The organism is Alteriqipengyuania lutimaris, assembly GCF_003363135.1.
Taxonomy (GTDB): Bacteria; Pseudomonadota; Alphaproteobacteria; order Sphingomonadales; family Sphingomonadaceae; genus Alteriqipengyuania; species Alteriqipengyuania lutimaris.
In genome coordinates this window covers 143,117-167,953 of record NZ_QRBB01000002.1, presented here as the reverse complement: position 1 = coordinate 167,953, position 24,837 = coordinate 143,117, and the positions used below count along the sequence as shown (strand labels likewise).

General features: G+C 64.8%; 30 protein-coding genes and 1 tRNA gene. 23 read left to right on the top strand and 8 right to left on the bottom strand.

The window, feature by feature from the left end; translation table 11 throughout:
- Positions 1 to 12 precede the first annotated feature (12 nt).
- Complete coding sequence (gene radC / locus DL238_RS14025) at positions 13 to 705, bottom strand: RadC family protein (protein ID WP_115493384.1); 693 nt, start codon at positions 703 to 705, stop codon at positions 13 to 15.
- A gap of 274 nt (positions 706 to 979) precedes the next feature.
- Between radC and DL238_RS14020 the strand changes: the two genes are divergently transcribed.
- From DL238_RS14020 to DL238_RS13995, 6 genes are all read left to right on the top strand, one after another.
- Entirely contained in the window at positions 980 to 1,315 is a 336-nt protein-coding gene (locus tag DL238_RS14020; RefSeq protein ID WP_115493074.1) for an AtpZ/AtpI family protein, read from the top strand.
- A 79-nt stretch (positions 1,316 to 1,394) separates the two neighbouring features.
- On the top strand, positions 1,395 to 2,153 hold the full coding sequence (locus tag DL238_RS14015) for a F0F1 ATP synthase subunit A (protein WP_115493383.1): 759 nt from the start codon (positions 1,395 to 1,397) through the stop codon (positions 2,151 to 2,153).
- Between the two features lie 68 nt (positions 2,154 to 2,221).
- Positions 2,222 to 2,446 carry a F0F1 ATP synthase subunit C gene (locus tag DL238_RS14010; RefSeq protein WP_115493073.1) on the top strand — a complete coding sequence of 75 codons (225 nt, stop codon included), beginning with the start codon at positions 2,222 to 2,224 and terminating at the stop codon, positions 2,444 to 2,446.
- An 82-nt stretch (positions 2,447 to 2,528) separates the two neighbouring features.
- Positions 2,529 to 3,023: a F0F1 ATP synthase subunit B family protein gene (locus DL238_RS14005; protein ID WP_115493072.1), complete on the top strand. Its 495-nt coding sequence runs from the start codon at positions 2,529 to 2,531 to the stop codon at positions 3,021 to 3,023.
- Positions 3,016 to 3,591, top strand: a complete 576-nt coding sequence (locus tag DL238_RS14000) for a F0F1 ATP synthase subunit B family protein (protein WP_115493071.1) — start codon at positions 3,016 to 3,018, stop codon at positions 3,589 to 3,591. The genes DL238_RS14005 and DL238_RS14000 overlap by 8 nt, the downstream gene beginning before the upstream one ends.
- 4 nt (positions 3,592 to 3,595) lie before the next feature.
- A complete protein-coding gene (locus tag DL238_RS13995) occupies positions 3,596 to 4,066 on the top strand; it encodes a GNAT family N-acetyltransferase (protein ID WP_234031119.1) in 471 nt (156 codons plus the stop codon).
- A gap of 15 nt (positions 4,067 to 4,081) precedes the next feature.
- On the opposite strand, the gene gloB is transcribed toward DL238_RS13995, so the two are convergent.
- The 3 genes from gloB to rpsA all read right to left on the bottom strand — a co-directional run bounded on the left by gloB (position 4,082) and on the right by rpsA (position 7,216).
- On the bottom strand, positions 4,082 to 4,837 hold the full coding sequence (gene gloB / locus DL238_RS13990; protein WP_115493070.1) for a hydroxyacylglutathione hydrolase: 756 nt from the start codon (positions 4,835 to 4,837) through the stop codon (positions 4,082 to 4,084).
- Between the two features lie 17 nt (positions 4,838 to 4,854).
- Positions 4,855 to 5,304 carry a hypothetical protein gene (locus DL238_RS13985; RefSeq protein ID WP_234031118.1) on the bottom strand — a complete coding sequence of 150 codons (450 nt, stop codon included), beginning with the start codon at positions 5,302 to 5,304 and terminating at the stop codon, positions 4,855 to 4,857.
- A 208-nt stretch (positions 5,305 to 5,512) separates the two neighbouring features.
- Positions 5,513 to 7,216, bottom strand: coding sequence for a 30S ribosomal protein S1 (rpsA, locus tag DL238_RS13980; RefSeq protein ID WP_115493069.1), 1,704 nt, complete (start codon positions 7,214 to 7,216; stop codon positions 5,513 to 5,515).
- 441 nt (positions 7,217 to 7,657) lie between these two features.
- On the opposite strand from rpsA, the gene DL238_RS13975 reads away from it, so the two are divergent.
- Positions 7,658 to 8,380 carry an EAL domain-containing protein gene (locus tag DL238_RS13975; protein WP_115493068.1) on the top strand — a complete coding sequence of 241 codons (723 nt, stop codon included), beginning with the start codon at positions 7,658 to 7,660 and terminating at the stop codon, positions 8,378 to 8,380.
- Positions 8,381 to 8,384: 4 nt separating this feature from the next.
- On the opposite strand, the gene DL238_RS13970 is transcribed toward DL238_RS13975, so the two are convergent.
- The 4 genes from DL238_RS13970 to aroA are packed head-to-tail and all read right to left on the bottom strand — an operon-like array spanning position 8,385 to position 11,088.
- Positions 8,385 to 9,014 carry a (d)CMP kinase gene (locus DL238_RS13970; protein ID WP_115493067.1) on the bottom strand — a complete coding sequence of 210 codons (630 nt, stop codon included), beginning with the start codon at positions 9,012 to 9,014 and terminating at the stop codon, positions 8,385 to 8,387.
- On the bottom strand, positions 9,011 to 9,280 hold the full coding sequence (locus DL238_RS13965; protein ID WP_115493066.1) for a CBU_0592 family membrane protein: 270 nt from the start codon (positions 9,278 to 9,280) through the stop codon (positions 9,011 to 9,013). Before DL238_RS13965 ends, DL238_RS13970 begins: the two co-directional genes overlap by 4 nt.
- Entirely contained in the window at positions 9,277 to 9,723 is a 447-nt protein-coding gene (locus DL238_RS13960) for a DUF411 domain-containing protein (protein ID WP_115493065.1), read from the bottom strand. Before DL238_RS13960 ends, DL238_RS13965 begins: the two co-directional genes overlap by 4 nt.
- A gap of 24 nt (positions 9,724 to 9,747) precedes the next feature.
- Entirely contained in the window at positions 9,748 to 11,088 is a 1,341-nt protein-coding gene (aroA, locus tag DL238_RS13955) for a 3-phosphoshikimate 1-carboxyvinyltransferase (protein ID WP_115493064.1), read from the bottom strand.
- 162 nt (positions 11,089 to 11,250) lie between these two features.
- On the opposite strand from aroA, the gene DL238_RS13950 reads away from it, so the two are divergent.
- From DL238_RS13950 to DL238_RS13880, 16 genes are all read left to right on the top strand, one after another.
- A complete protein-coding gene (locus tag DL238_RS13950) occupies positions 11,251 to 11,586 on the top strand; it encodes a TIGR02300 family protein (protein WP_115493063.1) in 336 nt (111 codons plus the stop codon).
- A gap of 102 nt (positions 11,587 to 11,688) precedes the next feature.
- Positions 11,689 to 11,764, top strand: a tRNA-Ala gene (locus DL238_RS13945).
- Between the two features lie 129 nt (positions 11,765 to 11,893).
- Positions 11,894 to 13,378, top strand: a complete 1,485-nt coding sequence (gene ffh / locus DL238_RS13940; protein ID WP_115493062.1) for a signal recognition particle protein — start codon at positions 11,894 to 11,896, stop codon at positions 13,376 to 13,378.
- A gap of 37 nt (positions 13,379 to 13,415) precedes the next feature.
- Positions 13,416 to 13,916, top strand: a complete 501-nt coding sequence (gene rpsP, locus DL238_RS13935) for a 30S ribosomal protein S16 (protein WP_115493061.1) — start codon at positions 13,416 to 13,418, stop codon at positions 13,914 to 13,916.
- Between the two features lie 119 nt (positions 13,917 to 14,035).
- Positions 14,036 to 14,545 (top strand): ribosome maturation factor RimM, encoded by a 510-nt coding sequence (gene rimM / locus DL238_RS13930; protein ID WP_115493060.1) that lies wholly within the window; start codon positions 14,036 to 14,038, stop codon positions 14,543 to 14,545.
- Between the two features lie 159 nt (positions 14,546 to 14,704).
- The gene (locus tag DL238_RS16200) at positions 14,705 to 15,532 is read left to right on the top strand and encodes a glycine/sarcosine N-methyltransferase (RefSeq protein WP_181883962.1); all 828 of its coding nucleotides are present in this window, start codon (positions 14,705 to 14,707) and stop codon (positions 15,530 to 15,532) included.
- Entirely contained in the window at positions 15,522 to 16,373 is an 852-nt protein-coding gene (locus tag DL238_RS16195; RefSeq protein ID WP_181883961.1) for a methyltransferase domain-containing protein, read from the top strand. Before DL238_RS16200 ends, DL238_RS16195 begins: the two co-directional genes overlap by 11 nt.
- Positions 16,374 to 16,439: 66 nt before the next feature.
- Entirely contained in the window at positions 16,440 to 17,159 is a 720-nt protein-coding gene (locus tag DL238_RS13920; RefSeq protein WP_115493059.1) for a DUF5818 domain-containing protein, read from the top strand.
- A gap of 38 nt (positions 17,160 to 17,197) precedes the next feature.
- Entirely contained in the window at positions 17,198 to 17,761 is a 564-nt protein-coding gene (locus tag DL238_RS13915) for a glycine-rich domain-containing protein (protein WP_115493058.1), read from the top strand.
- Positions 17,762 to 17,784: 23 nt separating this feature from the next.
- Positions 17,785 to 18,618 carry a TIGR04222 domain-containing membrane protein gene (locus DL238_RS13910; RefSeq protein ID WP_234031117.1) on the top strand — a complete coding sequence of 278 codons (834 nt, stop codon included), beginning with the start codon at positions 17,785 to 17,787 and terminating at the stop codon, positions 18,616 to 18,618.
- 2 nt (positions 18,619 to 18,620) lie between these two features.
- Positions 18,621 to 18,980: a hypothetical protein gene (locus DL238_RS13905; protein WP_115493057.1), complete on the top strand. Its 360-nt coding sequence runs from the start codon at positions 18,621 to 18,623 to the stop codon at positions 18,978 to 18,980.
- A complete protein-coding gene (gene trmD / locus DL238_RS13900; RefSeq protein WP_115493056.1) occupies positions 18,977 to 19,813 on the top strand; it encodes a tRNA (guanosine(37)-N1)-methyltransferase TrmD in 837 nt (278 codons plus the stop codon). Before DL238_RS13905 ends, trmD begins: the two co-directional genes overlap by 4 nt.
- Positions 19,814 to 19,815: 2 nt before the next feature.
- Positions 19,816 to 20,208, top strand: a complete 393-nt coding sequence (gene rplS / locus DL238_RS13895; protein WP_115493055.1) for a 50S ribosomal protein L19 — start codon at positions 19,816 to 19,818, stop codon at positions 20,206 to 20,208.
- Between the two features lie 92 nt (positions 20,209 to 20,300).
- A complete protein-coding gene (locus tag DL238_RS13890) occupies positions 20,301 to 22,538 on the top strand; it encodes a S9 family peptidase (protein ID WP_115493054.1) in 2,238 nt (745 codons plus the stop codon).
- 7 nt (positions 22,539 to 22,545) lie between these two features.
- Positions 22,546 to 23,733, top strand: coding sequence for an APC family permease (locus DL238_RS13885; protein ID WP_115493053.1), 1,188 nt, complete (start codon positions 22,546 to 22,548; stop codon positions 23,731 to 23,733).
- Positions 23,734 to 23,800: 67 nt separating this feature from the next.
- Positions 23,801 to 24,826: an aspartate-semialdehyde dehydrogenase gene (locus DL238_RS13880; protein WP_115493052.1), complete on the top strand. Its 1,026-nt coding sequence runs from the start codon at positions 23,801 to 23,803 to the stop codon at positions 24,824 to 24,826.
- Positions 24,827 to 24,837: the final 11 nt, after the last annotated feature.

The window sequence follows — 24,837 nt, the reverse complement described above, 5'->3', positions numbered from 1 at the left end:
AAGGAGGGGCCGCTAGATCAGCCCTTTCGCCTTCAGGCTGACATGGCGGCCCTGACCGATGATCACGTGGTCGTGGACTGCGATGCCGAGTAGCCGCCCGGCCTCGGCGATCCGCTGCGTGACGAGGATGTCGGCCCGGCTCGGCTCGGGGCTGCCGCTGGGATGGTTGTGGACGAGGATCAGCGCCGCCGCACCCAGGTCCAGCCCGCGGCGGATCACCTCGCGCGGATGGATCGCGGCCTCGTCGATCGATCCGTCGCCCACGTGATGGTCCTGCACCAGCCGGTTCTTGGTATCGAGATAGAGCACGCGCACGCGCTCCACCGTCAGATGCGCCATGTCGGCGGTGAGGTAGTCGATCAGCGCGTGCCAGTTGGCGATCACCGGGCGGTTCGCGACCTCGCTGCGCGCCATGCGCCGCGCCGCCAGCGCCACCGCCTTCAGCGCAGCCGCGCTCGCCTCGCCCATGCCCGGCGATTTGGCGAGCGCTGCGGGCTCCGCTTCCAGCACGCGGGCGAGGCTGCCGAAGCGCGCGAGCAGCGCTTTGGCGAGCGGCTTGGTATCGCCCCGGCGGATCGCGGCGAAGAGCAGGTATTCGAGGACTTCGTAATCGGCCAGCGCCTCGGCCCCGCCGGTCAGCAGGCGATTGCGCAGACGCTCGCGGTGTCCGGACGCCGAGGGCGGGGCAGGGGCCGGCGCGGACAGGGGCGCAGCGTCTCCGGCGCAGCTTCCCTCGCCGGTGCCGAACAGATCGTCCCCCTCTTGCGTCACGCGCCTTCCCCCTCGCGATAGGACGACAAGCCTTGCCTTCCCCGCGCGGCGCGCGCAAGCTGGTGGAACAACGCCTACGCATGACCGCGTCGGGCCGATGGCTCTGGTTGACTTGCCAAAAGCCCTTTTCTAAGGCGGCGGCGCCCTCGGCGGGCAGGTCCTGCTCATGCCGCTTTGATTCTCACGCGTAAGTAAGAGAGCCTTTGGCATGAGCGACGACAAGTCCGCACGAGAGCCCATACCCGAGGATGCGCGGATCGACGCGCTCGAGGCGCGGCTGAAAGCCGCACGCGAGCGAGAGGAGAAGCGTAGCGGATCGGAAAGCAAGCGGAAGGCCGATGCGGATTATCGCAGTGGCAACCGCGTGCTGGCGGACCTCCTGGGTGGGCTTATCGGTGGCTCGGTGATCGGTTTCGGCGTGGATACGCTGGCCGGGACCTGGCCCTGGGGTCTGTTGGTCGGCCTGTTCGCAGGAATAGGCGTGGCCTTCAGGAACATCTTCCGCATGGCCGGAACGCAAAGCCCGCCTTCAGACGAAGGCTGAACTTGGATGGGCCGCAAACGCGGCCCGATAGAGCGAACGGGAATTTCAGGTGGCCGCCGAAGAAGGCAAAGTCGATCCGATGCACCAGTTCACCATCGAACCGATCGGTTCGTGGGCAAACTGGGATATGAACGGCGTCAACATCGCGTTCACGAACAGCGCGCTGTGGATGATGATCACCACCATCCTGGTGATCGCGTTCGTGCAGATGGGCACCAAGCAGCAGCTTATCCCCGGCCGCTGGCAGGTCGCGGTCGAAAGCCTCACCGGCTTCATCGACAACCTCGTCCAGTCGAGCATCGGGAAAGAGGGGCGCAAGTACATCCCCTATATCTTCACGCTGTTCATCTTCATCCTGTTCGGCAACCTGCTGGGCCTGATGCCGATGGGCCTGGTGAATGTGCACCCCTTTACCTTTACCAGCCACTTCTCGGTCACCGGCGTGCTTGCGATCATGAGCTTCTCGATCGTGCTCGCGGTCGGCTTCTGGAAGCACGGTCTCAAGTTCTTCACCCTCTTCGTGCCGCACGGAACGCCGATTTTCATGCTGCCGATCATCGCGCCGATCGAGTTCATCTCGTTCATGGTGCGCCCCTTCAGCCTCGCGCTGCGGCTGTTCGTGGCGATGATGGCGGGGCACATCCTGCTGAAAGTGTTCGCGGGCTTCGTCATCAGCGGCGGGCTCGGCGGCATCGGCACCGGCCTGATCGTCAGCATCCCGAGCATCGTGATGATGATCGCGATCTCGGCGCTCGAAATTCTCGTCGCGGGCATCCAGGCCTATGTGTTCGCGCTGCTGACGGCGCTGTATATCAACGACGCCGAACACTTGCACTGATCACTACCGCTTGTCACTCACACCCAACCGATCTTATCTCGATCTGATTTTACCAAGGAGTATTTGAAATGGACGCTGAAGCCGCAAAGCTGCTCGGAGCCGGTCTCGCTGCAATCGGGTGCGGTCTCGCCGCGCTCGGCGTGGGCAACGTCTTCGCCTCGTTCCTCGACGGCGCGCTGCGCAACCCCGGTGCCGCCGACGGCCAGCAGGGCCGCCTGTTCATCGGCTTCGCCGGTTCGGAACTTCTCGGCCTGCTGGCCTTCGTCATCGCGATCCTTCTGATCGTCGGCTGACGCATTCGATCCGTGTGCCTTGCCCCGCCCGGGGCAAGGCCCGGATCACCCTGAATTCCCCGGCGGATACGCGCAGGAAACCATGCCCCAGATCGATCAACTCGCCGAGACCTACTCCAGCCAGATCTTCTGGCTGCTGGTGTTCTTCGGCATCACCTTCTTCGTCGTCGGCCGTGGCATGGTGCCGCGGGTGATGGACACGATGGACAAGCGCAGCAAGCAGATCGCCGACGATATTTCGGCGGCGCAGTCTGCGCGCGACCAGGCGGACAAGGAAGAAGAGGCATGGCGCGTGCGCGAGAATGAAAATCGCGCGCGGGCACAGGCCCTGATCTCGGAAGCCAAGGCCGAGGCGGCCGCCAAGTCCGAGAAGAAGATGTCCGCCGCTCAGAAGCGGCTCGACAAGAAGCTCGAAGAGGCGGACGCCCGCATCGCCGAGGCGCGCGATAGCGCCCTGACCGAGATCGAAGCGGTCGCCACCGAAGCCGCGCAGGACATCGTCGCGCAGCTTGCCGGGATCAAGGTGACCAAGCCCGCCGCCAACGCGGCAGTGAAGGAGAGCCTGGCTCATGGCTGATATCGCAAGCCTCGCGACTGCCGCCGCCGGCACCTATTCCGAAGGCGTGATCGAGGTCGAGGACAGCCACGGTTCCTACGAAGAGCCGACGCTGTTCTGGCTCGAATCGTACCAGTGGGTATCGGTCGCGATGCTCATCCTGGTGCTGATCGCGATCTTCGTGGGCAAGGTCCACAAGACGATCGGCAAGGGTCTCGACGATCGCATCGCCGCGATTCGCGAAGAGCTCGACGAGGCCAAGCGGCTTCGCGCCGAGGCGGAGACGCTGCGCGACGAATACGCGGCCAAGATCGCCAACGCCGAAAACAATGCCGAGGCAATGCTCGAAAACGCGAAGGCCGAGGCGGAATCGATCCTCACCAACGCCGAAGCCGAGAGCAAGGCGCTGGTCGAACGCCGCAAGCGCATGGCGCAGGACAAGATCGCCGCCGCCGAGCGCGATGCGATCGCAGACGTGCGCGCCAAGGCCGCAGCGGCGGCAGCCCAAGCCAGCCGCAAGCTGATTGGCGAGAACCTCGACGCAGAGACCGACCGCAAGCTGGCGGACGATCTGATCGCGGGTATCTGACCCTGTGTCGCCCGGCCGGGTTGTCGTACGCTGCGATGACCTGACGGGCGAAGCCAGCCGTTCCCTGATCGAACTGCACCTGCGCGGCATGCACGAGCATTCGCCGCCCGACGCGATATTCGCGCTGGGTCTCGACGGGCTTCGGCAACCCGATGTCGAAGTCTGGTCCGCGTGGCGGGAGGATCGCATCGCAGGGGTGGGCGCCCTGCGAAAGCTCTCGCCCGACCAGGGCGAGATCAAGTCGATGCGCACGCATCCCGATCATGTCCGTCAGGGCATCGCCGATGCCATCCTCGGGACGATCATCGAGCGTGCGCGCGATCTCGGCATGAAGCGACTTTCGCTGGAAACCGGCAGTGGGGCGGGGTTCGATGCCGCGATCGCCTTCTATCGGTCGCGCGGCTTTCGCGAAGGCGAGGCCTTCGGCGACTATGTACGCAGCGACTTCAACCAGTTCTTCCACCGCGCGCTCTAGCAGGCGCTGCGGGCGTCAGAAATCGTCCTTGGCCGCGCGCAATTTGGCGAAGGTATCCGCCGGGTTCTCACCGCCCCAGCGCGCCTGCATGTCGGGCGCGTCAGCCCGCAGGAAGGGATTGGTCTCGAGCTCGCGCGACAGTACCGTGGGCACCGTCGGCTCGTTCTTCGCGCGGGCCGCCTCGATCTCTCGCGCATAGGCCTGCAGCGCGTCGTTCTCGGGATCGGCATGAAGCGCGAATTTGGCGTTCGCCTGCGTATATTCGTGCGCGCAATAGAGGGTGGTCTCGGGCGGCAATGCCTTGATCCGCTCGAGGCTGTCCCAGAACTGCGGCGGCTCGCCTTCGAACATGCGCCCGCAGCCGAGCGCGAAGACGCTGTCGCCGACGAAGGCGATGCCGTCATCGGCAAGGTGGAAAGCGATATGGCCGTTGGTGTGGCCCGATACGTCGATCACCCGCGCGGTATGCTGCCCCAGCGTCACCTTGTCGCCATGCGCCACCACGCGGTCGATCGTCGCGATGCGGTCCACCTCCTGCGGAGCTATCGTCTTGGCCCCCGTCGCCTCCACGATGGCCTCGTTCCCGCCCGCATGGTCAGGGTGCCAATGGGTGTTCCAGATCTGGGTGATCGTCCAGCCCTTGGCCTCGGCCTGCTTCAGGTATTCCCCCCCGTCGGGAGTGTCGATCGCGGCGGTTTCCCCGCTGTCGGGATCGTGGAGGAGAAAGCCGTAATTGTCGGACAGGCAGGGGAACTGGTGGATCTGGAGCATGGGCCTCTTCCGGAAGGTCAATAGACCGAGACGTCTAGCCGCGCGGGTTCGCCATCGCGTTCGTAGATATCGACGGCCACCAGCACATTGCGTTCCACGATCTTTCGCGCCGATTCTGCGGTCAGGTTGCCCTTCGCCACCATCTCCTCGATCCGTTCGCGGTTGGCGGCGCTGGCGAACACCGGATCGGACTCGTCGTCAGCCTGGCGCACGTCGCGGGCGTGATAATTGGCGCGATCCTCGCGCAGCACCTGCCATGCCTCGGTCAGCTGTTCGCCCGATGGGCCGGCGTGGTCCGGCTCGTAGAGAAACGCCTTGTACCGGGCGACGAATTCCAGCGGAGCGCGAGTTTCCTCTGGCACCGGCTCGACGCTGTCGGCCTCTGGGGCGGCGTCGGAGCATGCGGCGGTGAACAGGAAGCCGGCCATCAGGACCGGTGCGATGACAAGCTGGCGGCAGTCGATCATGGGCGCGACGCTATGAGACCCGCTCAAGGGAAACAAGCCCGCTCGACCCTCTTCGCGGCAAGAGCGTGCGTACACTATCATACGTCTTCGGCAGGCGTCCCCGAACGCGTCCCGTTGGCGGCCAAAAGCAAGGGCGGCTCAAACGAAAAGGCCCGCCTGCGCGAACGCAAGCGGGCCTTTCGATGTCCCGGAAGCGGGAGGGAAGAGCTTAGTCTTCCTTTTTCTTGAGCGCTTCGCCCAGGATGTCGCCGAGGGAGGCGCCGCTGTCGGCCGAACCGAACTGGGCAACCGCCTCCTTCTCTTCGGCGATCTGGTACGCCTTGATCGAGAAGGTCGGCTTCTTGCTGCGGTCGAAACCGGTGACGAGCGCGTCGATCTTCTGGCCGGCCTGGAAGCGATCCGGACGCTGCTCGTCGCGGTCGCGACCGAGGTCCGAACGCTTGATGAAGCCGGTCGCGCCGTCTTCGCCAACCTGGACTTCGAGGCCGCCATCGCGGACTTCGAGGACGGTGACGGTGACAGTCTCGCCGCGACGCAGCGAACCACCGGCGGCGGCTTCGGTCGGCGCACCCTTTTCGAGCTGCTTCATGCCCAGGCTGATGCGTTCCTTGTCGATATCGACGTCGAGAACGATCGCCTTGACCTCTTCACCCTTGCGGTGAAGCGCCAGCGCGTCTTCGCCCGAGATGCCCCACGCGATGTCGGACATGTGGACCATGCCGTCGACGTCGCCCGGAAGGCCGATGAACAGGCCGAATTCGGTGGCGTTCTTGACTTCGCCTTCGACTTCGCTGCCCACGGGGTGCGCTTCGGCGAACTCTTCCCACGGGTTGCGCTGGGCCTGCTTGAGGCCGAGCGAGATGCGGCGCTTTTCGGAATCGACTTCCAGCACCATCACTTCGACTTCCTGCGAGGTCGAAACGATCTTGCCCGGGTGGACGTTCTTCTTGGTCCAGCTCATTTCGGAGACGTGGACCAGGCCCTCGATGCCCGGCTCGACTTCGACGAAGGCGCCGTATTCGGTGATGTTGGTCACCTGGCCCGTCAGCTTCATGCCGACCGGGTACTTGGCTGCGACGCCATCCCACGGATCGCTTTCGAGCTGCTTCATGCCGAGGCTGATGCGCTGCGTCTCGGCATTGATGCGGATGATCTGGACGGTCACGGTCTGGCCGATCTCGATCACTTCGCTGGGGTGGTTGACCCGCTTGTAGCTCATGTCGGTGACGTGGAGCAGGCCGTCGATGCCGCCCAGGTCCACGAAGGCGCCGTAATCGGTGATGTTCTTGACCACACCGTCGACCACCTGGCCTTCGGCCAGATCGTTGATGAGTTCGCTGCGCTGTTCGGCGCGCGTTTCTTCGAGCACGGCGCGGCGCGAGACGACGATGTTGCCCCGGCGGCGATCCATCTTGAGGATCTGGAAGGGCTGCGGCTGATCCATCAGCGGGGTGACGTCGCGCACGGGGCGGATGTCGACCTGGCTGCCGGGAAGGAAGGCCACGGCGCCGTCGAGGTCGACGGTGAAGCCGCCCTTGACGCGGCCGAAGATGCGGCCTTCGACGCGCTTGCCTTCGCCGAATTCGCTTTCGAGGCGATCCCACGCGGCTTCGCGGCGGGCGCGGTCGCGGCTGAGCATCGCTTCGCCATCGGCGTTTTCGACGCGGTCGACGAAGACTTCGACTTCGCTGCCGACTTCGAGGCCGTGCTCGTCTTCGTTGCGCATGAATTCGCGCAGGTCGACGCGGCCTTCGCTCTTCAGGCCGACATCGATCATGGCCATGCCGTTTTCGATCGCGGTGACGGTGCCCTTGACGACGCGGCCTTCAAAGCCTCCGTCGTCGGCATCGCCGAGCTGTTCGTTGAGAAGCGCTTCGAAATCGTCGCGCGTGGGGTTGGCTGCAGTTGCCATAAGGTATCGGGTTCCTAATTCACATTTGCTACCGGCCACCGGTTGTCCGGGGTCTTTACCCGTCTCCGACGCACCATTGCGAAGGCTAACGGGGCAAGAGGGCCGTCTGCCACGCGAGGCCGCATGCCACCGCGCGGGTCCGTCGAATCCATGAGAATGCGAGAACGGGGGCGCGGGTACGCGCGATGGCGCAAAAATGCAAGCAAAAGCGCGTTTCGAGGGCGCAGTACTCGCCGGGCCGGTCTCCTGCCTCTCGACCTTTTTGGCCAGACGTCGACTGCGGCCCGCACGGCTCGTCTGAAATGAACCGGCGCATTTCGAAACGTATGGTTTAGAATACCTTAGTGGTTTTGTTGCATTAGTCGCATCGTGGACAGGGCAAATCAGACAAAAACCGGATGCCAGGGATGTCGTGCGCCGGAGCACGAGTTCAGCATCGCAATGGCATTCCAGCCGATCGTGGATCTCGAGACCGGGGAGGTGTTTGCATACGAGGCGCTCGTCCGGGGCGAAAACGGCGAGCCTGCATCCGAGGTTCTGGCGGGGGTAACCGACGAAAATCGCTATGCTTTCGATCAGCAGTGCCGGGTCGCCGCCATCAAGGGCGCTGTTGCGGCAGGCATTCTCGGCACTCAGGCGCGGCTCTCGATCAATTTCCTCCCCAATGCGGTCTATTCGCCGCTCGCCTGCATCCAGCTCACCCTGCAAACCGCGCGCGAGGTGGGCTTCCCGACCGAGCGCCTGATCTTCGAATTCACCGAAAACGAGCACATGGCCGATCCCGAGCACGTCGCGGTGATCGTCGAAAACTACCGCAAAATGGGCTTCGGCACGGCGCTGGACGATTTCGGCGCAGGCTATGCCGGTCTGGGGCTGCTCGCCCGGATCGAGACCGACTACTTCAAGCTCGACATGGAACTGATCCGCGGAATCGACGGCTCGGAGCGCAAGCGGGTGATCGTGGAGGGCATCGTCCGGATCGCCCAGAGGCTCGGCATTACCGTCATTGCCGAGGGGATCGAGACCGTCGAAGAGCTCAACACGCTCGGCCTGCTGGGGATTCGTTACATCCAGGGCTACCTGTTGGCGCGCCCCGGTTTCAGGGCACTGCCCGAGGTGAAGCTGCCCGGAGGCACCGGCGCGGGCAAGCGCGCCGCCGCCTGACTGCTCAGCCGCGCTGCCCGCGCACGTCTTCCACCGCTGCGATCGCGGCTTCTATCGAGGCCTGCTTGTCGAGCGAGGTGGTATCGAGAATGAACGCATCGGACGCAGGCTTGAGCGGGGCGTCCTTGCGGCCCATGTCGCGCGCATCGCGCCGCTCGATCTGGGCGTAAACCTCGTTGCGCGTCATGTCGCGACCCTGGCCCTGCATTTCGGCAAAGCGCCGCTCGGTCCGCGCGTCGAGAGATGCGGTGACGAACAGCTTCACGTCCGCATCGGGGCAGATGACGGTGCCGATATCGCGCCCGTCGAGCACTGCGCCGCATTCTGCTTGCGCGAAGAGCCGTTGCCGGTCGAGCAGGGCCGTACGGACATCGTGGTGCACCGAGACCCGGCTGGCGAACCCGCCGATGTCCTCGCTGCGCAGTTCGGGATCGTCGAGCAGGCTATCGGGAAAGCTTGCCCCGGCAAGCGCGTGCTCGGCATTATCGGGATCGCCTCCGGCAAGCTGCACCTGCCGTCCGACGGCGCGGTAGAGCAGCCCGGTATCGAGATGCGGCAGGCCGAAATGACGCGCGATGGCGCTGGCGATGGTGCCTTTTCCGCTGGCGGTGGGGCCGTCGACAGCGATGATCATTGCTGCGCAATCCCTTGCTTGCGGCGCTCGCATATCGCTTTCGCCAGCCCCCAGATCGCGATCGCCGCCCAGAAGCCTTCGAGCACGAGGCTGGGCCAGTTGGTGTGGACCAGCAGGCTGACCGTCAGCAGCGCGGCGCCGACCAAGTTGGTTCCGTGGAGGATGAACGGGTTCGCCGCCTTGCTCTGGGTCAGAAAGGCATAGGCCCCGATGATGCAGGCCATCCCGACGAAGCCGACGATGGAATAGGTGTCGAGCCCGGTCATGTTCCCGGATAGCTTGCGAAGACCGAGCGTCCATTATCGCCGAACGCGATGACCTGGTAGGCCTGCTTGCGATCGCCCATGTCCATTCCCGGCGAACCGAGCGGCATTCCCGGCACGGCCAGGCCCTTCACGCCCGCGGGACGTTCGGCCAGCAGGCGGGCGATATCGGCGGCGGGGACGTGACCTTCGATCACGTAGCCATCGACGATCATCGTGTGGCAGCTCCACAGGTCCTGAGGCACGCCATTGGCCGTCTTGACCGCCGCGATGTCCTGCGTGGTCACCTCGGCTACGTCGGTCTCGTTTTCGGCGCGGACATGGTCCGCCCACATTTCGCAGCAGCCGCAATTGGGATCGCGGAACATCTCGTAGGTGGCGGCCTGGACGGCGGTCGAGCAGGCGGCCAGCGCGATCAGGGCGGGGGCGATCAGGCGGAACATCATCGGCGGATTCCTCTCTGGATACGATCAGGCGGCTTCTGGCGAACTAGCCTGTTCGAGCAAGCTTTCAAAGCCGGGGAAGCTGGTTGCGATGGGGGAGGCGTCGTCGATCTCCACTCCGTCGCGGCTGGCGAGACCGGCGACTGCCATGCTCATGGCGATCCGATGGTCCAGGTGCGTCTTCACCCGTGCATTGGCCGATCCGCGAAGCGGCTCGCCGCCGGTGCCGTGGACCGTCAACCCGTTCTCGTTCTCTTCCACCCGCGCGCCGATACTGGTGAGCGCCGCGGCCATCGTGGCGAGGCGATCGCTTTCCTTCACGCGCAATTCTTCCAGCCCGCGCGTGATCGTGGTGCCCTGCGCCAGCGCTGCGGCGACGAACAGGACCGGGAATTCGTCGATCATCGAGGGGGCGAGGGCGGGATCGATTTCGATGCCCGTCAGCGGAGCATGGCGGACCCTCAGGTCCGCGACCGGCTCACCGCCGACTTCGCGGGCGTCGACTTCTTCGATACTGGCCCCCATGTCGCGCAGCACGCCGACGAATCCCGCGCGGGTCGGGTTCATCCCGACATTGCGGATCGTCAGGTCGCTGCTTTCGACGAGTGTGGCGGCGACCATGAAGAACGCGGCCGAAGACGGATCGCCCGGCACGGTCAGCACCTGCGGCTGCAGATCCACCTGTCCGGTCAGGCGGATGACGCGCGCTCCATCTTCCTCACCCACCTCGATCTGTGCCCCGAAGCCACGCAGCATGCGTTCGCTATGGTCGCGGGTGGGGACCGGCTCGATCACGGTGGTGATTCCCGGCGTGTTCAGCCCGGCGAGCAGGACCGCGCTTTTGACCTGCGCGCTCGCCACCGGCAGGCGATAGCTGATTGGCACCGCCGGGTCTGCGCCTTCGAGCATCAGCGGCATACGGCCACCCGGCGAGGACGTGAAGCCTGCACCCATCCGGGAGAGCGGCTCGATCACGCGGCCCATCGGGCGCTTCGACAGGCTTGCATCGCCCGTGAAGCTCGCGGTGATCCCGTGGCTCGCGACCAGCCCCATCAACAGGCGGGCCGAAGTCCCGCTATTACCGCAATCGATCGCGGCATCGGGTTGCAGCAGTCCGCCGACGCCGACGCCATGGATGCGCCACTCGCCATCGCCGGTTCTCTCGATATCCGCCCCCATGCTCCGCAGTGCGGCGGCGGTGGCAAGCACGTCTTCACCCTCAAGCAGGCCGGAAACGCGCGTTTCGCCCACGGCGCAGGCGCCCAGAATCAGCGCGCGATGGCTGATCGACTTGTCGCCCGGCACCGCGATGCTTCCCCGCAGCGGGCTGGCGGGTCGGAAGGTCTGCGGGGAGGGTGAATTCTGCATGGACGGCTCTTTGCAAAGGGTGCCGGGCTTTGACACCCGCAAAGCTGCATGGCAAGGCGCGCGCCATTCTTGATTCGGGCGCGAGTTGCCCCCAAGTCAGTTCTCACGAATCTACCCGGCGCGCGCAAAGAGGCAGCGCCCGCAACAAGGAATATATCCGACATGGTCAAACCCGAATGGGGCACCAAGCGTACCTGCCCCAAATGCGGCACGCGTTTTTATGACCTCACCAACGACGATCCGGTGACCTGCATCGAATGCGGGAACGAGTGGACGCCTGAGCCCGTGCTCAAGTCCAAGCAGCCGATTCCGTTCGAGGAAGAGGACAAGAAGAAGAAGGAAAAGGAAGCCGACAGCGATCTGGCTGGCGACGACCTGGAAGATATCGACGTCGACGACGACGAGGATTCGCCCGACAACGAGGTGGACCTTGGCGGCGACGACGACCTCGGCGTGTCGAAGTCCAAGGGCGACGACGACGATTCCGACGATACCTGATGCGCCCAAACTGATATTGGGCTTGCCAATCGGAGGCGCGCTTTCTAAAGGGCGCCTCCCGGTCCGCCTTCCATTCGTTTGGGGGTGGGCCAGAAACCGGCCGGGGCCTTAGCTCAGCTGGGAGAGCGCTACAATGGCATTGTAGAGGTCAGCGGTTCGATCCCGCTAGGCTCCACCACCGGTTTCATGGACAGCTCGCTGTCCGAATTGAGTAGCAGAAGGGGCACCGCCCCGACGCTGGCCGACGAGGTTTCGTCCGCCGGCGTTTTTCGCGTTTATCCCGTGCGGGATGAATTGGAGTGACCTGATGTTCGACGCGCTGTCGGATCGCCTTGGCAATACCTTCGACCGCTTGCGCGGGCGTGGTGCCCTGCGCGAACAGGACGTGCGCGATGCGATGCGCGAAGTGCGGATCGCGCTGCTCGAAGCCGACGTGGCGCTGCCGGTCGCGCGCGATTTCATCGAGAAGGTCACCGAGAAGGCGGTCGGCGAAAGCGTCCTCAAGTCGGTCACACCGGGCCAGCAGGTGGTCAAGATCGTCAATGACGAGCTGGTCGCGATGCTTGGTGGGGCGGAGGGCGATGATGGCCATGTCCCGCTGACGCTCGACGCCAAGCCGCCGGTCGTCATCATGATGGTTGGTCTGCAGGGTTCGGGTAAGACGACCAGCACCGCCAAGCTCGGCAAGCTGATCCGCGAAAAGCACGGCAAGAAGGCCATGATGGCCTCGCTCGACGTCAATCGCCCCGCCGCGCAGGAACAGCTCGCGGTGCTGGGCGAGCAGGCGCAGGTCGACACGCTGCCGATCGTCGAAGGCCAGCAGCCGGTCGATATCGCCAAGCGCGCGCTCGACTCGGCCAAGCTGCGCAACGTCGATGTGGTGCTGCTCGACACCGCGGGCCGCCTGCATGTCGACGAAGCGCTGATGGCCGAGATGAAGGCGGTGGCTTCGGTGGCGACGCCGACCGAAGTGCTGCTGGTGGTCGACAGCCTGACCGGGCAGGACGCGGTCAACGTCGCGCAGAGCTTCTCCGACGAAGTACCGCTGACCGGCGTGGTTCTCACCCGGATGGACGGCGATGCGCGCGGCGGTGCGGCGCTTTCGATGCGCGCGGTCACCGGCAAGCCGATCAAGTTTGCAGGCGTCGGCGAAAAGCTCGACGCGCTCGAAGCCTTCCACCCGCGCCGGGTTGCCGAACGCATCCTCGGCATGGGGGATGTCGTCTCGCTGGTCGAAAAGGCTGCGGCGACGATCGACCAGGCAGAGGCCGAGCGTGCTGCCGAGCGGATGATGAAGGGGCAGTTCGACCTGAACGACCTTCGCAGCCAGCTCTCCCAGATGCAGAAGATGGGCGGCCTCGGCATGCTGGCGGGCATGATGCCGGGCATGAAGAAGGCCAAGCAGGCGATGCAGGCCAGCGGCATGGACGACAAGGTGCTGGTCCACATGGATGCGATCATCGGCTCGATGACGCCCAAGGAACGCGGCAATCCCGCACTGCTCAATGCCAAGCGCAAGAAGCGCGTGGCGGCGGGCAGCGGCACGCAGGTGCAGGACGTGAACAAGGTGCTCAAGATGCACCAGGAAATGTCCCGCGCGATGAAGCAGATCAAGAAGATGGGCGGGATGAAGGGCCTTGCCGCGATGCTTGGCGGAGGCGGCGGTATGGGTGGCCTTCCCGGCATGGGCGGCAAGGGTGGCTCGCTGCCCGGCATGGACGGGCAGGGCATGGGCGATGTCGACATGAGCAAGCTGCCCCCCGACCTCCAAAAGCTTTTGCCCAAGAAATAACCGAAAACGACAGACAAAAACCTAAGGACGAACCAATATGGCTATTTCACTTCGACTTTCGCGCGGCGGCGCCAAGAAGCGCCCCTATTACCGCATCGTGGCCGCGGACTCGCGCTATCCGCGTGACGGCCGCTATCTCGAGCAGATCGGCACCTACAACCCGCTCCTCGCCAAGGACGACGAGAAGCGCGTCCAGCTGAACGAAGACCGCGCCAAGTACTGGCTCGGCGTCGGCGCGCAGCCGAGCGATCGCGTGGCCCGCTTCCTCGATGCCGCCGGCATCCAGGAGCGCAAGGCGCGCAACAATCCGAACAAGGCCGAGCCGGGCGAGAAGGCCAAGGAACGCGCCGAAGAAAAGGCCGCCAAGGAAGCCGAAGCAGCCGAAGCGCTGAAGGCCGCCGAAGAAGCTCCGGCCGAGGAAGAGGCCAAGGCCGAAGAAGCGCCGGCGGAAGAAGCAGCCGCTGAAGAAGCTCCCACCGAAGAAGCTCCCACCGAAGACGCCAAGGAAGACGCCGGCGAAGAAAAGGCCGAGGGCTAGGACAGAAAGCCGCTCATCCTGAGCTTGTCGAAGAATTGCTCTTCTCTAGCCGTGCGCTGGAAGAAGGGCAGGCGGCCCTTCGACAGGCTCAGGGCGAGCGGATATTGGGTTGAGGCATAATGCCCAGTGCATCCGACACGCCTGTTGCCCGCTCCGAGATCGTTTTGGCAGCCATCATTGGCGCGCACGGGGTAACGGGCGAGGTCCGTCTGAAGCTGTTCGGTGACGACGTCGAGACGCTGAAGGCCCAGAAATCCTTCAATGACGGGGCTCTCACCCCCACGAAGATCCGCTCCGACAACAAGGGGGGGGCCATCGCCCGCTTTGCCGAAGTCGCCGATCGTACCGCCGCCGAAGCTTTGCGAGGCACCGTCCTCACCGTCTCCCGGTCCGCGTTGCCGCCGCTGGACGAGGACGAATTTTATCACGCCGACCTGATCGGACTGCCGGTCGTGACCGAAGGCGGCGAGCCGATCGGCATGACCACTAACATCATGAATTACGGGGCAACCGACATCGTCGAGATCGCCCCCGACGACGGCACACCGTTCCTCGTGCCGCTGATCCCCGCCGCCGTTCTCGACTGGAACTCGGAACGATTGGTGCTGGCGCGCGCTTTCCTGCCGTAAGGGAAACAGTGCGGTTGTAATGACCCTGCCGGGTATGTTCTAAGCCGCCTACGCGATAATCTATGGGCCTTCCGCATTCGACAGGAGGGCTTCCCATCACCACCGGAGGGTCTCACGACGGGAGACTTCGTCCGGTATGACGCGCGAGGGACAGCCACGATGAAGACCGAGACCGAGAAGCGCGCATTCGCGCCCGAATCGACCCAGGATTACGGCGCAGACCCGCACGCCGTCCGCGATACCGAAAGCTATCAGAAGGAATATGTCCGCGGCTTCGTCGAGAAGTGGGATGAGCTGATCGACTGGGACGCGCGGGCGCAGAGCGAAGGGCGCTTCTTCGTCGACATCCTCGCCGGGCGCGGCAAGAAGTCGGTGCTCGACGTCGCCACCGGCACGGGCTTCCATTCGGTCCAGCTGCTCAAGAACGGCTTCGATGTGACGTCGGCCGATGGCTCGGCCGAGATGCTTGCCATGGCGTTCCAGAACGCCGCCAACGAGGACCTCGTGCTCAAGACGGTCCATGCCGACTGGCGCTGGCTCAACAAGGACGTGCACGGCAAGTTCGATGCGATCATTTGCCTCGGCAACAGCTTCACCCACCTGCATGACGAGAACGACCGGCGCCGTGCGCTTGCCGAGTTCTATGCGGCGCTCAAGCATGACGGCGTGCTCATCATCGACCAGCGGAACTATGATGGCATTCTGGACGACGGCTTCAGCACGAAGCACAAATACTACTACTGCGGCGATCAGGTGACCGCCGAGCCCGACTATGTCGACGACAGCCTTGCGCGGTTCAAATACACCTTCCCCGACAAGTCGGAATATTTCCTCAACATGTTTCCGCTGAGGAAAAGCTACGTGCGCGGCCTGCTCGAGGATGTGGGCTTCCAGCAGATCCACACCTACGGCGACTTCCAGCAGTCCGATAATGGCGAGACGCCCGATTTCTTCATCCACGTGGCGGAAAAAGAATATGCCGAGTGACGCCCAGACGCAGGCAGTTACCGAAGCGACGACCGATACCGCGCGCGATTATTACACCAGCGACGATGCGGTGGAGTTCTATTCCACCGTCTGGGGCGGCGAGGATATCCATGTCGGTCTTTACGACGACACGAAGGATATCCGCGAGGCGAGCCGCCGCACGGTCGATCGCATGGCCGCGACGGTCGGCGCTCTGGCCGGCAAGAAGGTGCTCGACATCGGATCCGGCTATGGCGGGGGCGCCCGCCGGATCTTGAGCGAACATGGCGCGGGCCATGTCACCTGCCTCAATATCGCGCCCGCGGAGAATGCGCGCAATCGCAAGCTGACCGCCGAACAGGGGCTGGAAGACCGCATCGACGTGGTCGAGGGATCTTTCGACGACCTTCCCTTCGACGATGCCTCCTTCGATGTCGTGTGGAGCCAGGACGCGATCCTGCACGCGCCCGATCGCGGCGCGGTGATGAGCGAGGTCGCCCGCGTGCTGAGGCCGGGTGGCGATTTCATCTTCACCGATCCGATGCAGGCCGACGGGATCGAGGATACCTCCTCGCTCCAGCCGATCTACGATCGCATCCACCTCGCCAATCTCGCCAGCTTCGGCTTCTACCGCGAGGCACTGGGCGAGCGCGGCATGGACGAGGTGCGGGTCGACGATCTCAGCGGGCAGCTGCGCAACCACTACGCACAGGTTGCCGAAGACCTCGATGCGCAGCGTGGCGAGCTGTCGACCGACGACGCCTTCGTCGACCGCATGCTCGAAGGACTGGCGCACTGGGTCCGCGGTGCGGATGCGGGCAAGCTCACCTGGGGCATCATGCATTTCCGCAAGAAAGCCTGACAGGTCGCGCGCGGACCAGCATTGGCGAATTTCGGAACACAGGCTGCGCCGATGGCTTGACCGGGCATGGCGGAACGAAAATTCACAGCAGTTCTGATCGCCGCGCTGATGGCCATCGCAGCCTGTGCGGGCGGCAACGACACCGACACACTGCCGGGCGCCGATGGGGGCGCGGACCCCGCAGCGGGCACGCGACCATCGGGGCGACCGGCGCTCGCGAGCTATGAAGGCCGCATCGAGGACGGCGTCGAATGCCAAGTGCTGGCGACTGCCGACGGCGCGCGCTACGCCTTCACCCCGCAGGACGGTTTCGGGCCGGGCGACTATGTGTCGGTCCGCGCGGAAATGGCCGATGCCAGCTTCTGTCAGCAAGGCGATGGCACGATCATCATCGATTCGATGCAGCGTACGACCCCGCCGGCAGCAGATCGCGATCCGGCCCGGTCGGGCGGCGTCGCGCTGACGCGCGACTATGTGACCGGCAGCTGGGTTGCCAAGAGTGTGAATGCCGATTGCGCGGATCCCGATTTCCAGATCGAGACGGGTCCGGCGGGCACGATCCTCGACGGCGAAATCAGCCGGCACGACGAAAGTGCGCTGGTGATCCTCGACCAGTATCCCCGCATCGATCTCGACGCGCCGATGGGCGATCTTCCCATCGAAGCGCGCGGGCCCGACGGTCTCGCAATCATGCGACCGGCGACCGATGCGCAGTACGATCCGGTCAGCATCGGTGCGGCCACGGTCGAGGGCGATGGCGTCGTGTTCGTGAAATGCGCAGCCTAGCTCTGGCGTGAGCGTGCCCGCGCCGCGATAAGGGCGCGATGCGCGCGACCGATACCGACCTGTGGCAGCGGCTTGCCGCCTTCGAGATCGGACCGCCCGACGCCGCCTTTAACTTTACGCAGAGGCTCGCGCGCGAAAACCGCTGGGCCGCCGATCACGCCGCGCGCGTCGTTCACGAATACAAGCGCTTCTGCTGGCTCGCCTGCGCGGCGGGGCACGAAGTCACCCCGTCCGACGCGGTCGACCAGGCGTGGCACCTGCACCTTACCTTCACCCGGGATTACTGGGAGCGGTTCTGCCCCGAGGCTTTGCGCATGCCTCTCCACCATGGTCCCACGGCGGGCGGCACGGTCGAACGGACCCGCTATTACGACCAGTATGCCCGGACCCTCGCCAGCTATGAAGAGCATTTCGGCGCTCCCGCTCCGGCCGACATCTGGCCGGATGCGCATCGCCGCTTCGTGATCGATCCGCGCAGCGTACGGGTTAATCCGGTCGATGTGGCGATCGTGCCGCGCCGCGTTCTTGTCGGCCGTGCCACTGGCTTGGCGGCGGCAATCGCGATAGCATTGGCCGCAGCGGTTGCAGCGGCAATCCTCTAGCGAAGGCCTGTAGCGAAGGGGGCATGATGGACTTTGGCCTGGCGCAATACGACGCGCGCGATTTCCTGGTTCTCTATTCGGCGCTGGTCGTGCTCGGCTGGGTGCTGGCGCTGGTCGTGCCGATGATCCTGCGCCCGGTGGGCGAACCGGGCGTACCTGCCGATGCCGGGCAATATGCAGCGTTGGCGAGCGGGAAGAGCCGCTATGCCGAAGCGATGATGGCGGGCCTGCTCGCGTCGGGACGGCTGGCGCTGGAGGGCAAGACCTTCCATGTCCGCGCCCGCGATGGTGCGGATGGCCGCGCAGGCGGAGGCGCAGAAACGCGGCTGATGAGCCTGGGCGACAGCTTCAGCTGGAACACCTTCGTGCGCGCGATCGACGGCGGTTACAGGAAGGATCGCGATGCGCTGATCGAAGCGGGCCTGCTGACCCGATCGGGCGAGGCGCTATCGGTACGGCTGATGGCGGCGGTGCCGATGATCCTGATCGTGCTGCTGGGCCTCTACCGCCTGCAGGCGGGCCGCGCCGAGGGCGAGCCCGTCGCCATCCTGGCCGTGCTGATCGTGCTGGGCCTGGTGGTGATCGGCTGGCGCCTGCTGTCGGGCCTGCGCCGCACGCGCGAGGGTATCCGCGTGCTGAAGGATGCGCGCGAGGAAAATGTCGGGCTCAAGCGCGCGCCCATGAACGATCAGATGGCTTTGGGCGTGGCGATCTTCGGTACCGCGGTGCTCGCAGGCACGCCTCTCGACCCGCTGCACGCGATGCGCCATGGCGGCGGAGATGCCGGCTACGCGGGCGATGGCGGCGATGGCGGCTCGGGCTGCAGCGGCGGTGGCTGCGGCGGTTGCGGGGGGTAAAAATGGAACGCGAACTCATCGGCACGCCTTTCATCCTTTTGGCAGCCGCATTACTGACCCCCGTGACGATGCTGGTGCCCTATCGGTACTTGCGATCCCCCGAGCGTGCGCGCGCCATATCTGCGCTTGCGATATTCGTTTGCGCGCCTCTGGTGGCTTTTGGGACGGTGCGCTGGAGATGGGGTGTCGATGAATTGGACGATAGTCCGGCTGCTGGGCTTCCTTATTTTGCTGCGGCGTACGAGACTTTCTGGATCTGGTGTGCTTCGATGATCGCGCTACTTGTGCTCCATGCTCCTATGACCAAAATGGGTGAAATTCTGCGGCCCTCCGACAAGAGCGATCCCGACGTTTTCGAATGACCTTCGCTGCCAATGTTCTGACCCTGTACCCGGAGATGTTTCCCGGCCCGCTCGGCGTGTCGCTCGCCGGGCGCGCGCTGCGCGAGGGTGCGTGGTCGCTCGACACCGTACAGATTCGCGATTTCGCAACCGACAAGCACCGCACGGTCGACGACACGCCTGCCGGCGGCGGGGCGGGCATGGTGCTCAAGTGCAATGTGCTGGCGGCGGCGCTGGATGCAGTTGCCGAGCGAAAATCCGCCCGCACTTCGACAGGCTCAGCACGAACGGATTTTGAGAGTGACGCTACAACCGTTCGTCCTGAGCTTGTCGACGGGCGAACTGAGGACAGAGCAATCCCCGTGCTTGCGATGACTCCGCGCGGGAAGCCGATCACGCAGGCCCGCATCCGCGAGATCGCGGAAGGCCCTGGCGTCACCATCATCTGCGGGCGGTTCGAAGGCTTCGACGAGCGGCTGTTCGACGCGCGGCCCGAGATCGAGGAAGTCAGCCTGGCGGACATCGTCCTGTCCGGCGGAGAACCTGCCGCAATCGCAATACTCGATGCTTGCATTCGGCTGCTTCCCGGAGTAATGGGCGCGGCTTCAAGCGGGGCGGAAGAGTCGTTCGAGGACGGCCTTCTCGAGTACCCGCACTACACCCGACCTCAGGAATGGGAAGGGCGCACGATCCCTGAAGTGCTGCGATCGGGGGATCATGCGAAGATCGCGGCGTGGCGCAAGCAACGCTCCGAAGAAATGACACGGTTACGCAGGCCGGATTTGTGGGAGCGCCACACTGGTGCTCCGGTCCAGTCTGCCTCTGGCGCGCAGCGAGAAACGAAGGACGATTAGGCATGAACCTGATCCAGACACTCGAAGCCGAGGCGATTGAAAATCTCGGCAAGGATATTCCGGACTTCCGCCCCGGCGACACCGTGCGCGTCGGCGTGAAGGTCGTCGAAGGTACGCGCGAGCGTATTCAGAACTTCGAAGGCGTGGTCATCGCGCGTTCGAACCGCGGCATGGGTTCCAACTTCACCGTTCGCAAGATGAGCTTCGGCGAAGGCGTGGAGCGTGTGTTCCCGCTCTACTCGCCGATCGTCGACTCCATCACCGTAGTCCGCCGCGGCGTCGTGCGTCGTGCGAAGCTCTATTACCTGCGCGGCCGTACTGGCAAGAGCGCGCGTATCGCCGAACGTCGCGACACGCGCCCGGCCAAGAACGCGCCGAACCAGAAGGCCGACTGAGCCCTTCTGCCAGTACCGGTTTGACGAAAAGGCGCTGCGGTCTAGAACCGCGGCGCCTTTTCTTTTGCCTGTTTCGAGGGATCGCCCATCACATGCGCCACCTGCTTGCCGCCGCTGCCATCCTTGCCCTTGCAACGCCCCTTGCCGCACAGGAGAGCGACGCCATGACCAGCGAAGCCGCCCAGACCGCCGATCTCACCTTCGAACGCGTGTTCGCCAGCCCCGGCCTCGACGGGCCAAGCCCACGGCAGGCCAAGCTTTCGCCCGACGGACGCTATCTCACCCTGCTGCGCAACCGCGAGGACGAGCGCGAGCGGTACGACCTGTGGGGGTACGACCGCGAAACGGGCGAATGGACGATGCTGGTGGACAGCGAGGCGCTGGGGTCGGGCCGTGAGCTGTCCGAAGACGAGAAGATGCAGCGCGAACGCGCACGGGTGGGCAACCTCAAGGGCATCATCACCTATCAGTGGAATTCGGATGGGTCGGGTGTGCTCGTGCCGCTCGACGGCGATCTCTATCTGGCGAAACTCGATGGCAGCGTCACCCGGCTGACCGACACCGAGGAGAGCGAACTCAATCCCAAGCTGAGCGAAGAGGGCGGATACGTGTCCTTCGTGCGCGATCGTCAGCTATGGGTCGGCCCGGTCGGCGAGGACGCGCAGCCGATCACGCCCAAAGAGGGCGAACTGATCCGCTGGGGCGAGGCGGAATTCGTCGCGCAGGAGGAGATGGCGCGGCTGACCGGGTACTGGTGGGGCCCGGACGACACCCGCATCGCGGTGCAGCGGACCGACGAGAGGCCGGTGGGCGTCGTGACCCGCGCCGCCATCGGCGCGACCGGCACCAAGGTGTTCGACCAGCGCTACCCCGTGGCGGGCAGCGACAATGCCATCGTCGAGCTGTTCGTCATGGACCCCGACAGCGGCAACCGCGTGAAGGTGGACATGGGCGAGGAAACCGACATCTATCTCGCCCGGGTCGACTGGGCGCCTGACGGCAGCGCGCTCTACGTCCAGCGGCAGAACCGCGAGCAGACCCGGCTCGACATGCTCAAGGTCGATCCCGCGACCGGTGCGAGCGAGGTGTGGTTCACCGAGGAAGCCGCGACCGAGGATTACTGGATCAATCTTTCCGACAATTACCGCTTCCTGAAGGATGGTCGCCTACTGTGGTGGTCCGAGCGCGATGGCATCGGCAACTTCTATCTCTTCGATGGCAGCGACTGGACCAAGGTTACCGACCGCGCCGAGCCGGTGATCGGGCTCACCGGTGTCGATGAGGACGCAGGCCGCATCTATTATCAGGGCGTCGAGAACGTGCTCGAACGCCACACCTATGCCGCGCCGATGGAGGGCGGCGCAGAGACGCGGCTGACCGAGACCGGCTTCGTTAACGCCGCCGTGATGGACAAGGACGCGCAGACGCTGCTCGTCAGCCGGTCGGCACCCGACCAGCCGACGCAGAGCTACCTTGCGGACACAAGTGGCGAGCGACTCGCCTGGGTGCAGGAAAACGCGCTCGACGCGGACCATCCCTACGCGCCGTATCTCGCCAGCCACGTTATGCCCGAATACGGCACGATTCCCGCCGAGGATGGCACGCCGCTGCACTACATGATGCTCAAGCCCGAAATGGAGCCGGGCAAGCAGTACCCCGTCTTCATCTATCACTATGGCGGGCCTGGGCCGCAGATCGTCGATCGCAGCTGGACCGGTGCGCTGGCGCAGGCGGTGGTCGACCAGGGTTATATCTGGTTTGCGATGGATAATCGCGGATCGGCCAATCGCGGCGTCGCCTTCGAACAGCCGCTCTACCGCGCGATGGGCGGGGTCGAGGTGCGCGACCAGAAGGCGGGGGCGGAATTCCTCAAGACGCTCGATTTCGTCGATCCGGACAAGCTCGCGATTTACGGCTGGTCCTATGGCGGCTACATGACGCTCAAGCGCCTTCAAGCCGATCCGGGGCTTTACGCGGCGGGCATCTCGGGTGCGCCGGTGACGCGCTGGGGCCTCTACGACACGCATTATACCGAGCGGTTCATGGGCGATCCGAATTTGGTGCCGGAGGCTTACGAGGCCGCCAGCGCCATTCCCAACGCGACGAAGATCAGCGATCCGCTGCTGCTGATCCACGGCATGGCGGACGACAATGTGGTGTTCGAAAATTCGTCCGAGCTGATTTCGGTTCTGCAGGAAGGCAACGTGCCGTTCGAGATGATGCTCTACCCCGGCTACACGCACCGCGTATCGGGCGAGAACATCAGCCCGCACCTGTGGAACACGATCTTCCGTTTCCTCGAAAGCCATGATGTGACGCCGCCGGAGTAGCCCGCGCATGACCGAGAAAAGGTCCGCCGACGGGCAGCTGGGGCTGGCTGCCGTCTGGGCGATCGCGGTCGGTGGAATGGTCGGTGGGGGCATTTTTTCCACGCTGGGCGTCGTCATCGCCAATGCCGGACACTGGGCCACGCTCAGCTTCGTGCTGGGCGGAATGGTCGCCTATGCCACGGGGCACAGCCTCGCAGCGCTGACGGTCGACAAGGATGAGGCGGGCGGCGTTTACAGCTTCCTCCGCGATCTGGGATTTACCCGCCTCGCACGCGGCTCCGCATGGGTGCTGCTGGCGGGATACGTGCTGACTTGCGCGGTCTATGCCTATACGTTCGGCGCCTATCTGGGCCACGCGTCGGGCGGCCTCTCATGGCTCCCGCCAGCGATGGCGGCGGCGGCGATACTGATCATGACCGGACTGAACCTGCGCGGGGCCGGGCAGGCGGCCGGGGTCGAGATTGCCATCGTGGTGATCAAGCTGACCATTCTTGCCGGGCTTGCAGCGATGGGCCTTGCGCAGTTCGAGGTGGAGAAGCTCTCGATTGCGCAGCAACCGGGGCTGATCGGCATCGTGATCGGCGCGGCATCGGTGTTCATGGCCTACGAAGGGTTCGAGCTGATCGCTTACGACTATGACGAGATGAAGGACCGCAAGCGGGTGATGCGGCGGATCATGCCGCTCGCGATTGGCAGCGCCGCGCTGATTTACGTACTTGTCGCTCTCGCGGTGCCGATGCTCACCGGCACGCAGGCCGTGATCGAGGATGGCGAGGTCGCCCTGTCGCAGGCCGGGCAGGCGGCGCTGGGCACGCCGGGCCTGATCGCGGTGACCATCGCCGCCGCTTTCTCCACCGCGAGCGCGATCAACGCGACGCTGTTCAGTTCCGCGCGGCTGGCGCGCGAAGTGGCGCAGGATGGCGGCCTGCCCGATGTGCTGGTGGGGAAGAACGCGCATGGCTCGCCGCAATGGGCGGTGCTCGCGCTGGCCGCGCTGGCGCTGGCGCTTGCGGTGATGGGCGGGCTGGATGGACTGGTCAGCGGAGCGAGCGTGGTCTTCCTTCTGGTGTTCGGCACGCTCAACGCGCTGGCGTTGAAAGAGAACGTCGGCCGTCGCTGGATCACGCTGCCCGGCGCGCTGCTCGCCTTTGGAGCGCTGATGGTGCTGGTGCTGCACATGTTCGGCGTGATTTGACCCGGTTCCGCTTGCGACATCGCGTCCTTGGCCCCATGTGGCAGCGCAGCACGGACAGGAGTTTTTGATGGGCTACAAAGTCGCCATCGTAGGCGCGACGGGCAATGTCGGGCGCGAAATGATGCAGGTTCTCGCCGAGCGCGAGTTCCCGATCGACGAGGTGGTCGCGCTGGCCAGCTCGCGCAGCCAGGGCACCGAGATCGAATTCGGCGACAGCGGCAAGATGCTCAAGTGCAAGAACCTCGAGCATTTCGACTTCACCGGGTGGGACATTGCGCTGTTTTCCGCTGGTGGCGCCATCGCCAAGGAATATGCGCCGAAGGCTGCTGCGGCAGGCTGCGTGGTCATCGACAATTCCTCGCACTACCGGATGGACCCGGACGTGCCGCTGATCGTGCCCGAGGTGAACCCGGATGCGATCGACGGCTACGCCGCCAAGAACATCATCGCCAACCCCAACTGCTCGACCGCGCAGCTGGTCGTGGCGCTGAAGCCCTTGCACGATGCCGCAGGGATCAAGCGCGTGGTCGTCTCGACCTACCAGTCGGTTTCCGGCGCCGGCAAGGAAGGCATGGACGAGCTGTTCCAGCAGAGCCGCGCGATCTTCGTCGGCGATCCGGTGGAGCCGAGCAAGTTCACCAAGCAGATCGCGTTCAACGTGATCCCGCATATCGACGTCTTCCTCGACGATGGATCGACCAAGGAAGAGTGGAAGATGGTGGTCGAGACCAAGAAGATCCTCGACCCCAAGATCAAGCTGACCGCCACCTGCGTGCGCGTGCCCGTGTTCGTCGGCCACTCCGAAGCGGTGACCATCGAGTTCGAGCGCGAAATCACCGCCGAACAGGCGCAGGATATCCTGCGCGAGGCGCCCGGCATCATGCTGGTCGATAAGCGCGAGGACGAAGGCTACATCACGCCGGTGGAAAGCGTGGGCGACGGCGCGACCTACATCAGCCGCGTGCGCGAGGACCCGACGGTGGAGAACGGCATCAACCTGTGGTGCGTCAGCGACAACCTGCGCAAAGGTGCCGCGCTCAATGCCGTGCAGATCGCGGAGCTTCTGGGCCGCCGACACCTCAAGAAGGGCTGAGCAGGACCGTG

What these genes read in the sequence shown, in the direction of transcription:
- DL238_RS14020 (WP_115493074.1), top strand. Translation starts at nt 980, where the DNA reads ATGAGCGACGACAAGTCCGCACGAGAGCCCATACCCGAGGATGCGCGG.
- DL238_RS14015 (WP_115493383.1), top strand. Translation starts at nt 1,395, where the DNA reads ATGCACCAGTTCACCATCGAACCGATCGGTTCGTGGGCAAACTGGGAT.
- DL238_RS14010 (WP_115493073.1), top strand. Translation starts at nt 2,222, where the DNA reads ATGGACGCTGAAGCCGCAAAGCTGCTCGGAGCCGGTCTCGCTGCAATC.
- DL238_RS14005 (WP_115493072.1), top strand. Translation starts at nt 2,529, where the DNA reads ATGCCCCAGATCGATCAACTCGCCGAGACCTACTCCAGCCAGATCTTC.
- DL238_RS14000 (WP_115493071.1), top strand. Translation starts at nt 3,016, where the DNA reads ATGGCTGATATCGCAAGCCTCGCGACTGCCGCCGCCGGCACCTATTCC.
- gloB (WP_115493070.1), bottom strand. Translation starts at nt 4,837, where the DNA reads ATGCTCCAGATCCACCAGTTCCCCTGCCTGTCCGACAATTACGGCTTT.
- DL238_RS13985 (WP_234031118.1), bottom strand. Translation starts at nt 5,304, where the DNA reads ATGATCGACTGCCGCCAGCTTGTCATCGCACCGGTCCTGATGGCCGGC.
- rpsA (WP_115493069.1), bottom strand. Translation starts at nt 7,216, where the DNA reads ATGGCAACTGCAGCCAACCCCACGCGCGACGATTTCGAAGCGCTTCTC.
- DL238_RS13975 (WP_115493068.1), top strand. Translation starts at nt 7,658, where the DNA reads ATGGCATTCCAGCCGATCGTGGATCTCGAGACCGGGGAGGTGTTTGCA.
- DL238_RS13970 (WP_115493067.1), bottom strand. Translation starts at nt 9,014, where the DNA reads ATGATCATCGCTGTCGACGGCCCCACCGCCAGCGGAAAAGGCACCATC.
- DL238_RS13965 (WP_115493066.1), bottom strand. Translation starts at nt 9,280, where the DNA reads ATGACCGGGCTCGACACCTATTCCATCGTCGGCTTCGTCGGGATGGCC.
- DL238_RS13960 (WP_115493065.1), bottom strand. Translation starts at nt 9,723, where the DNA reads ATGATGTTCCGCCTGATCGCCCCCGCCCTGATCGCGCTGGCCGCCTGC.
- aroA (WP_115493064.1), bottom strand. Translation starts at nt 11,088, where the DNA reads ATGCAGAATTCACCCTCCCCGCAGACCTTCCGACCCGCCAGCCCGCTG.
- DL238_RS13950 (WP_115493063.1), top strand. Translation starts at nt 11,251, where the DNA reads ATGGTCAAACCCGAATGGGGCACCAAGCGTACCTGCCCCAAATGCGGC.
- ffh (WP_115493062.1), top strand. Translation starts at nt 11,894, where the DNA reads ATGTTCGACGCGCTGTCGGATCGCCTTGGCAATACCTTCGACCGCTTG.
- rpsP (WP_115493061.1), top strand. Translation starts at nt 13,416, where the DNA reads ATGGCTATTTCACTTCGACTTTCGCGCGGCGGCGCCAAGAAGCGCCCC.
- rimM (WP_115493060.1), top strand. Translation starts at nt 14,036, where the DNA reads ATGCCCAGTGCATCCGACACGCCTGTTGCCCGCTCCGAGATCGTTTTG.
- DL238_RS16200 (WP_181883962.1), top strand. Translation starts at nt 14,705, where the DNA reads ATGAAGACCGAGACCGAGAAGCGCGCATTCGCGCCCGAATCGACCCAG.
- DL238_RS16195 (WP_181883961.1), top strand. Translation starts at nt 15,522, where the DNA reads ATGCCGAGTGACGCCCAGACGCAGGCAGTTACCGAAGCGACGACCGAT.
- DL238_RS13920 (WP_115493059.1), top strand. Translation starts at nt 16,440, where the DNA reads ATGGCGGAACGAAAATTCACAGCAGTTCTGATCGCCGCGCTGATGGCC.
- DL238_RS13915 (WP_115493058.1), top strand. Translation starts at nt 17,198, where the DNA reads ATGCGCGCGACCGATACCGACCTGTGGCAGCGGCTTGCCGCCTTCGAG.
- DL238_RS13910 (WP_234031117.1), top strand. Translation starts at nt 17,785, where the DNA reads ATGATGGACTTTGGCCTGGCGCAATACGACGCGCGCGATTTCCTGGTT.
- DL238_RS13905 (WP_115493057.1), top strand. Translation starts at nt 18,621, where the DNA reads ATGGAACGCGAACTCATCGGCACGCCTTTCATCCTTTTGGCAGCCGCA.
- trmD (WP_115493056.1), top strand. Translation starts at nt 18,977, where the DNA reads ATGACCTTCGCTGCCAATGTTCTGACCCTGTACCCGGAGATGTTTCCC.
- rplS (WP_115493055.1), top strand. Translation starts at nt 19,816, where the DNA reads ATGAACCTGATCCAGACACTCGAAGCCGAGGCGATTGAAAATCTCGGC.
- DL238_RS13890 (WP_115493054.1), top strand. Translation starts at nt 20,301, where the DNA reads ATGCGCCACCTGCTTGCCGCCGCTGCCATCCTTGCCCTTGCAACGCCC.
- DL238_RS13885 (WP_115493053.1), top strand. Translation starts at nt 22,546, where the DNA reads ATGACCGAGAAAAGGTCCGCCGACGGGCAGCTGGGGCTGGCTGCCGTC.
- DL238_RS13880 (WP_115493052.1), top strand. Translation starts at nt 23,801, where the DNA reads ATGGGCTACAAAGTCGCCATCGTAGGCGCGACGGGCAATGTCGGGCGC.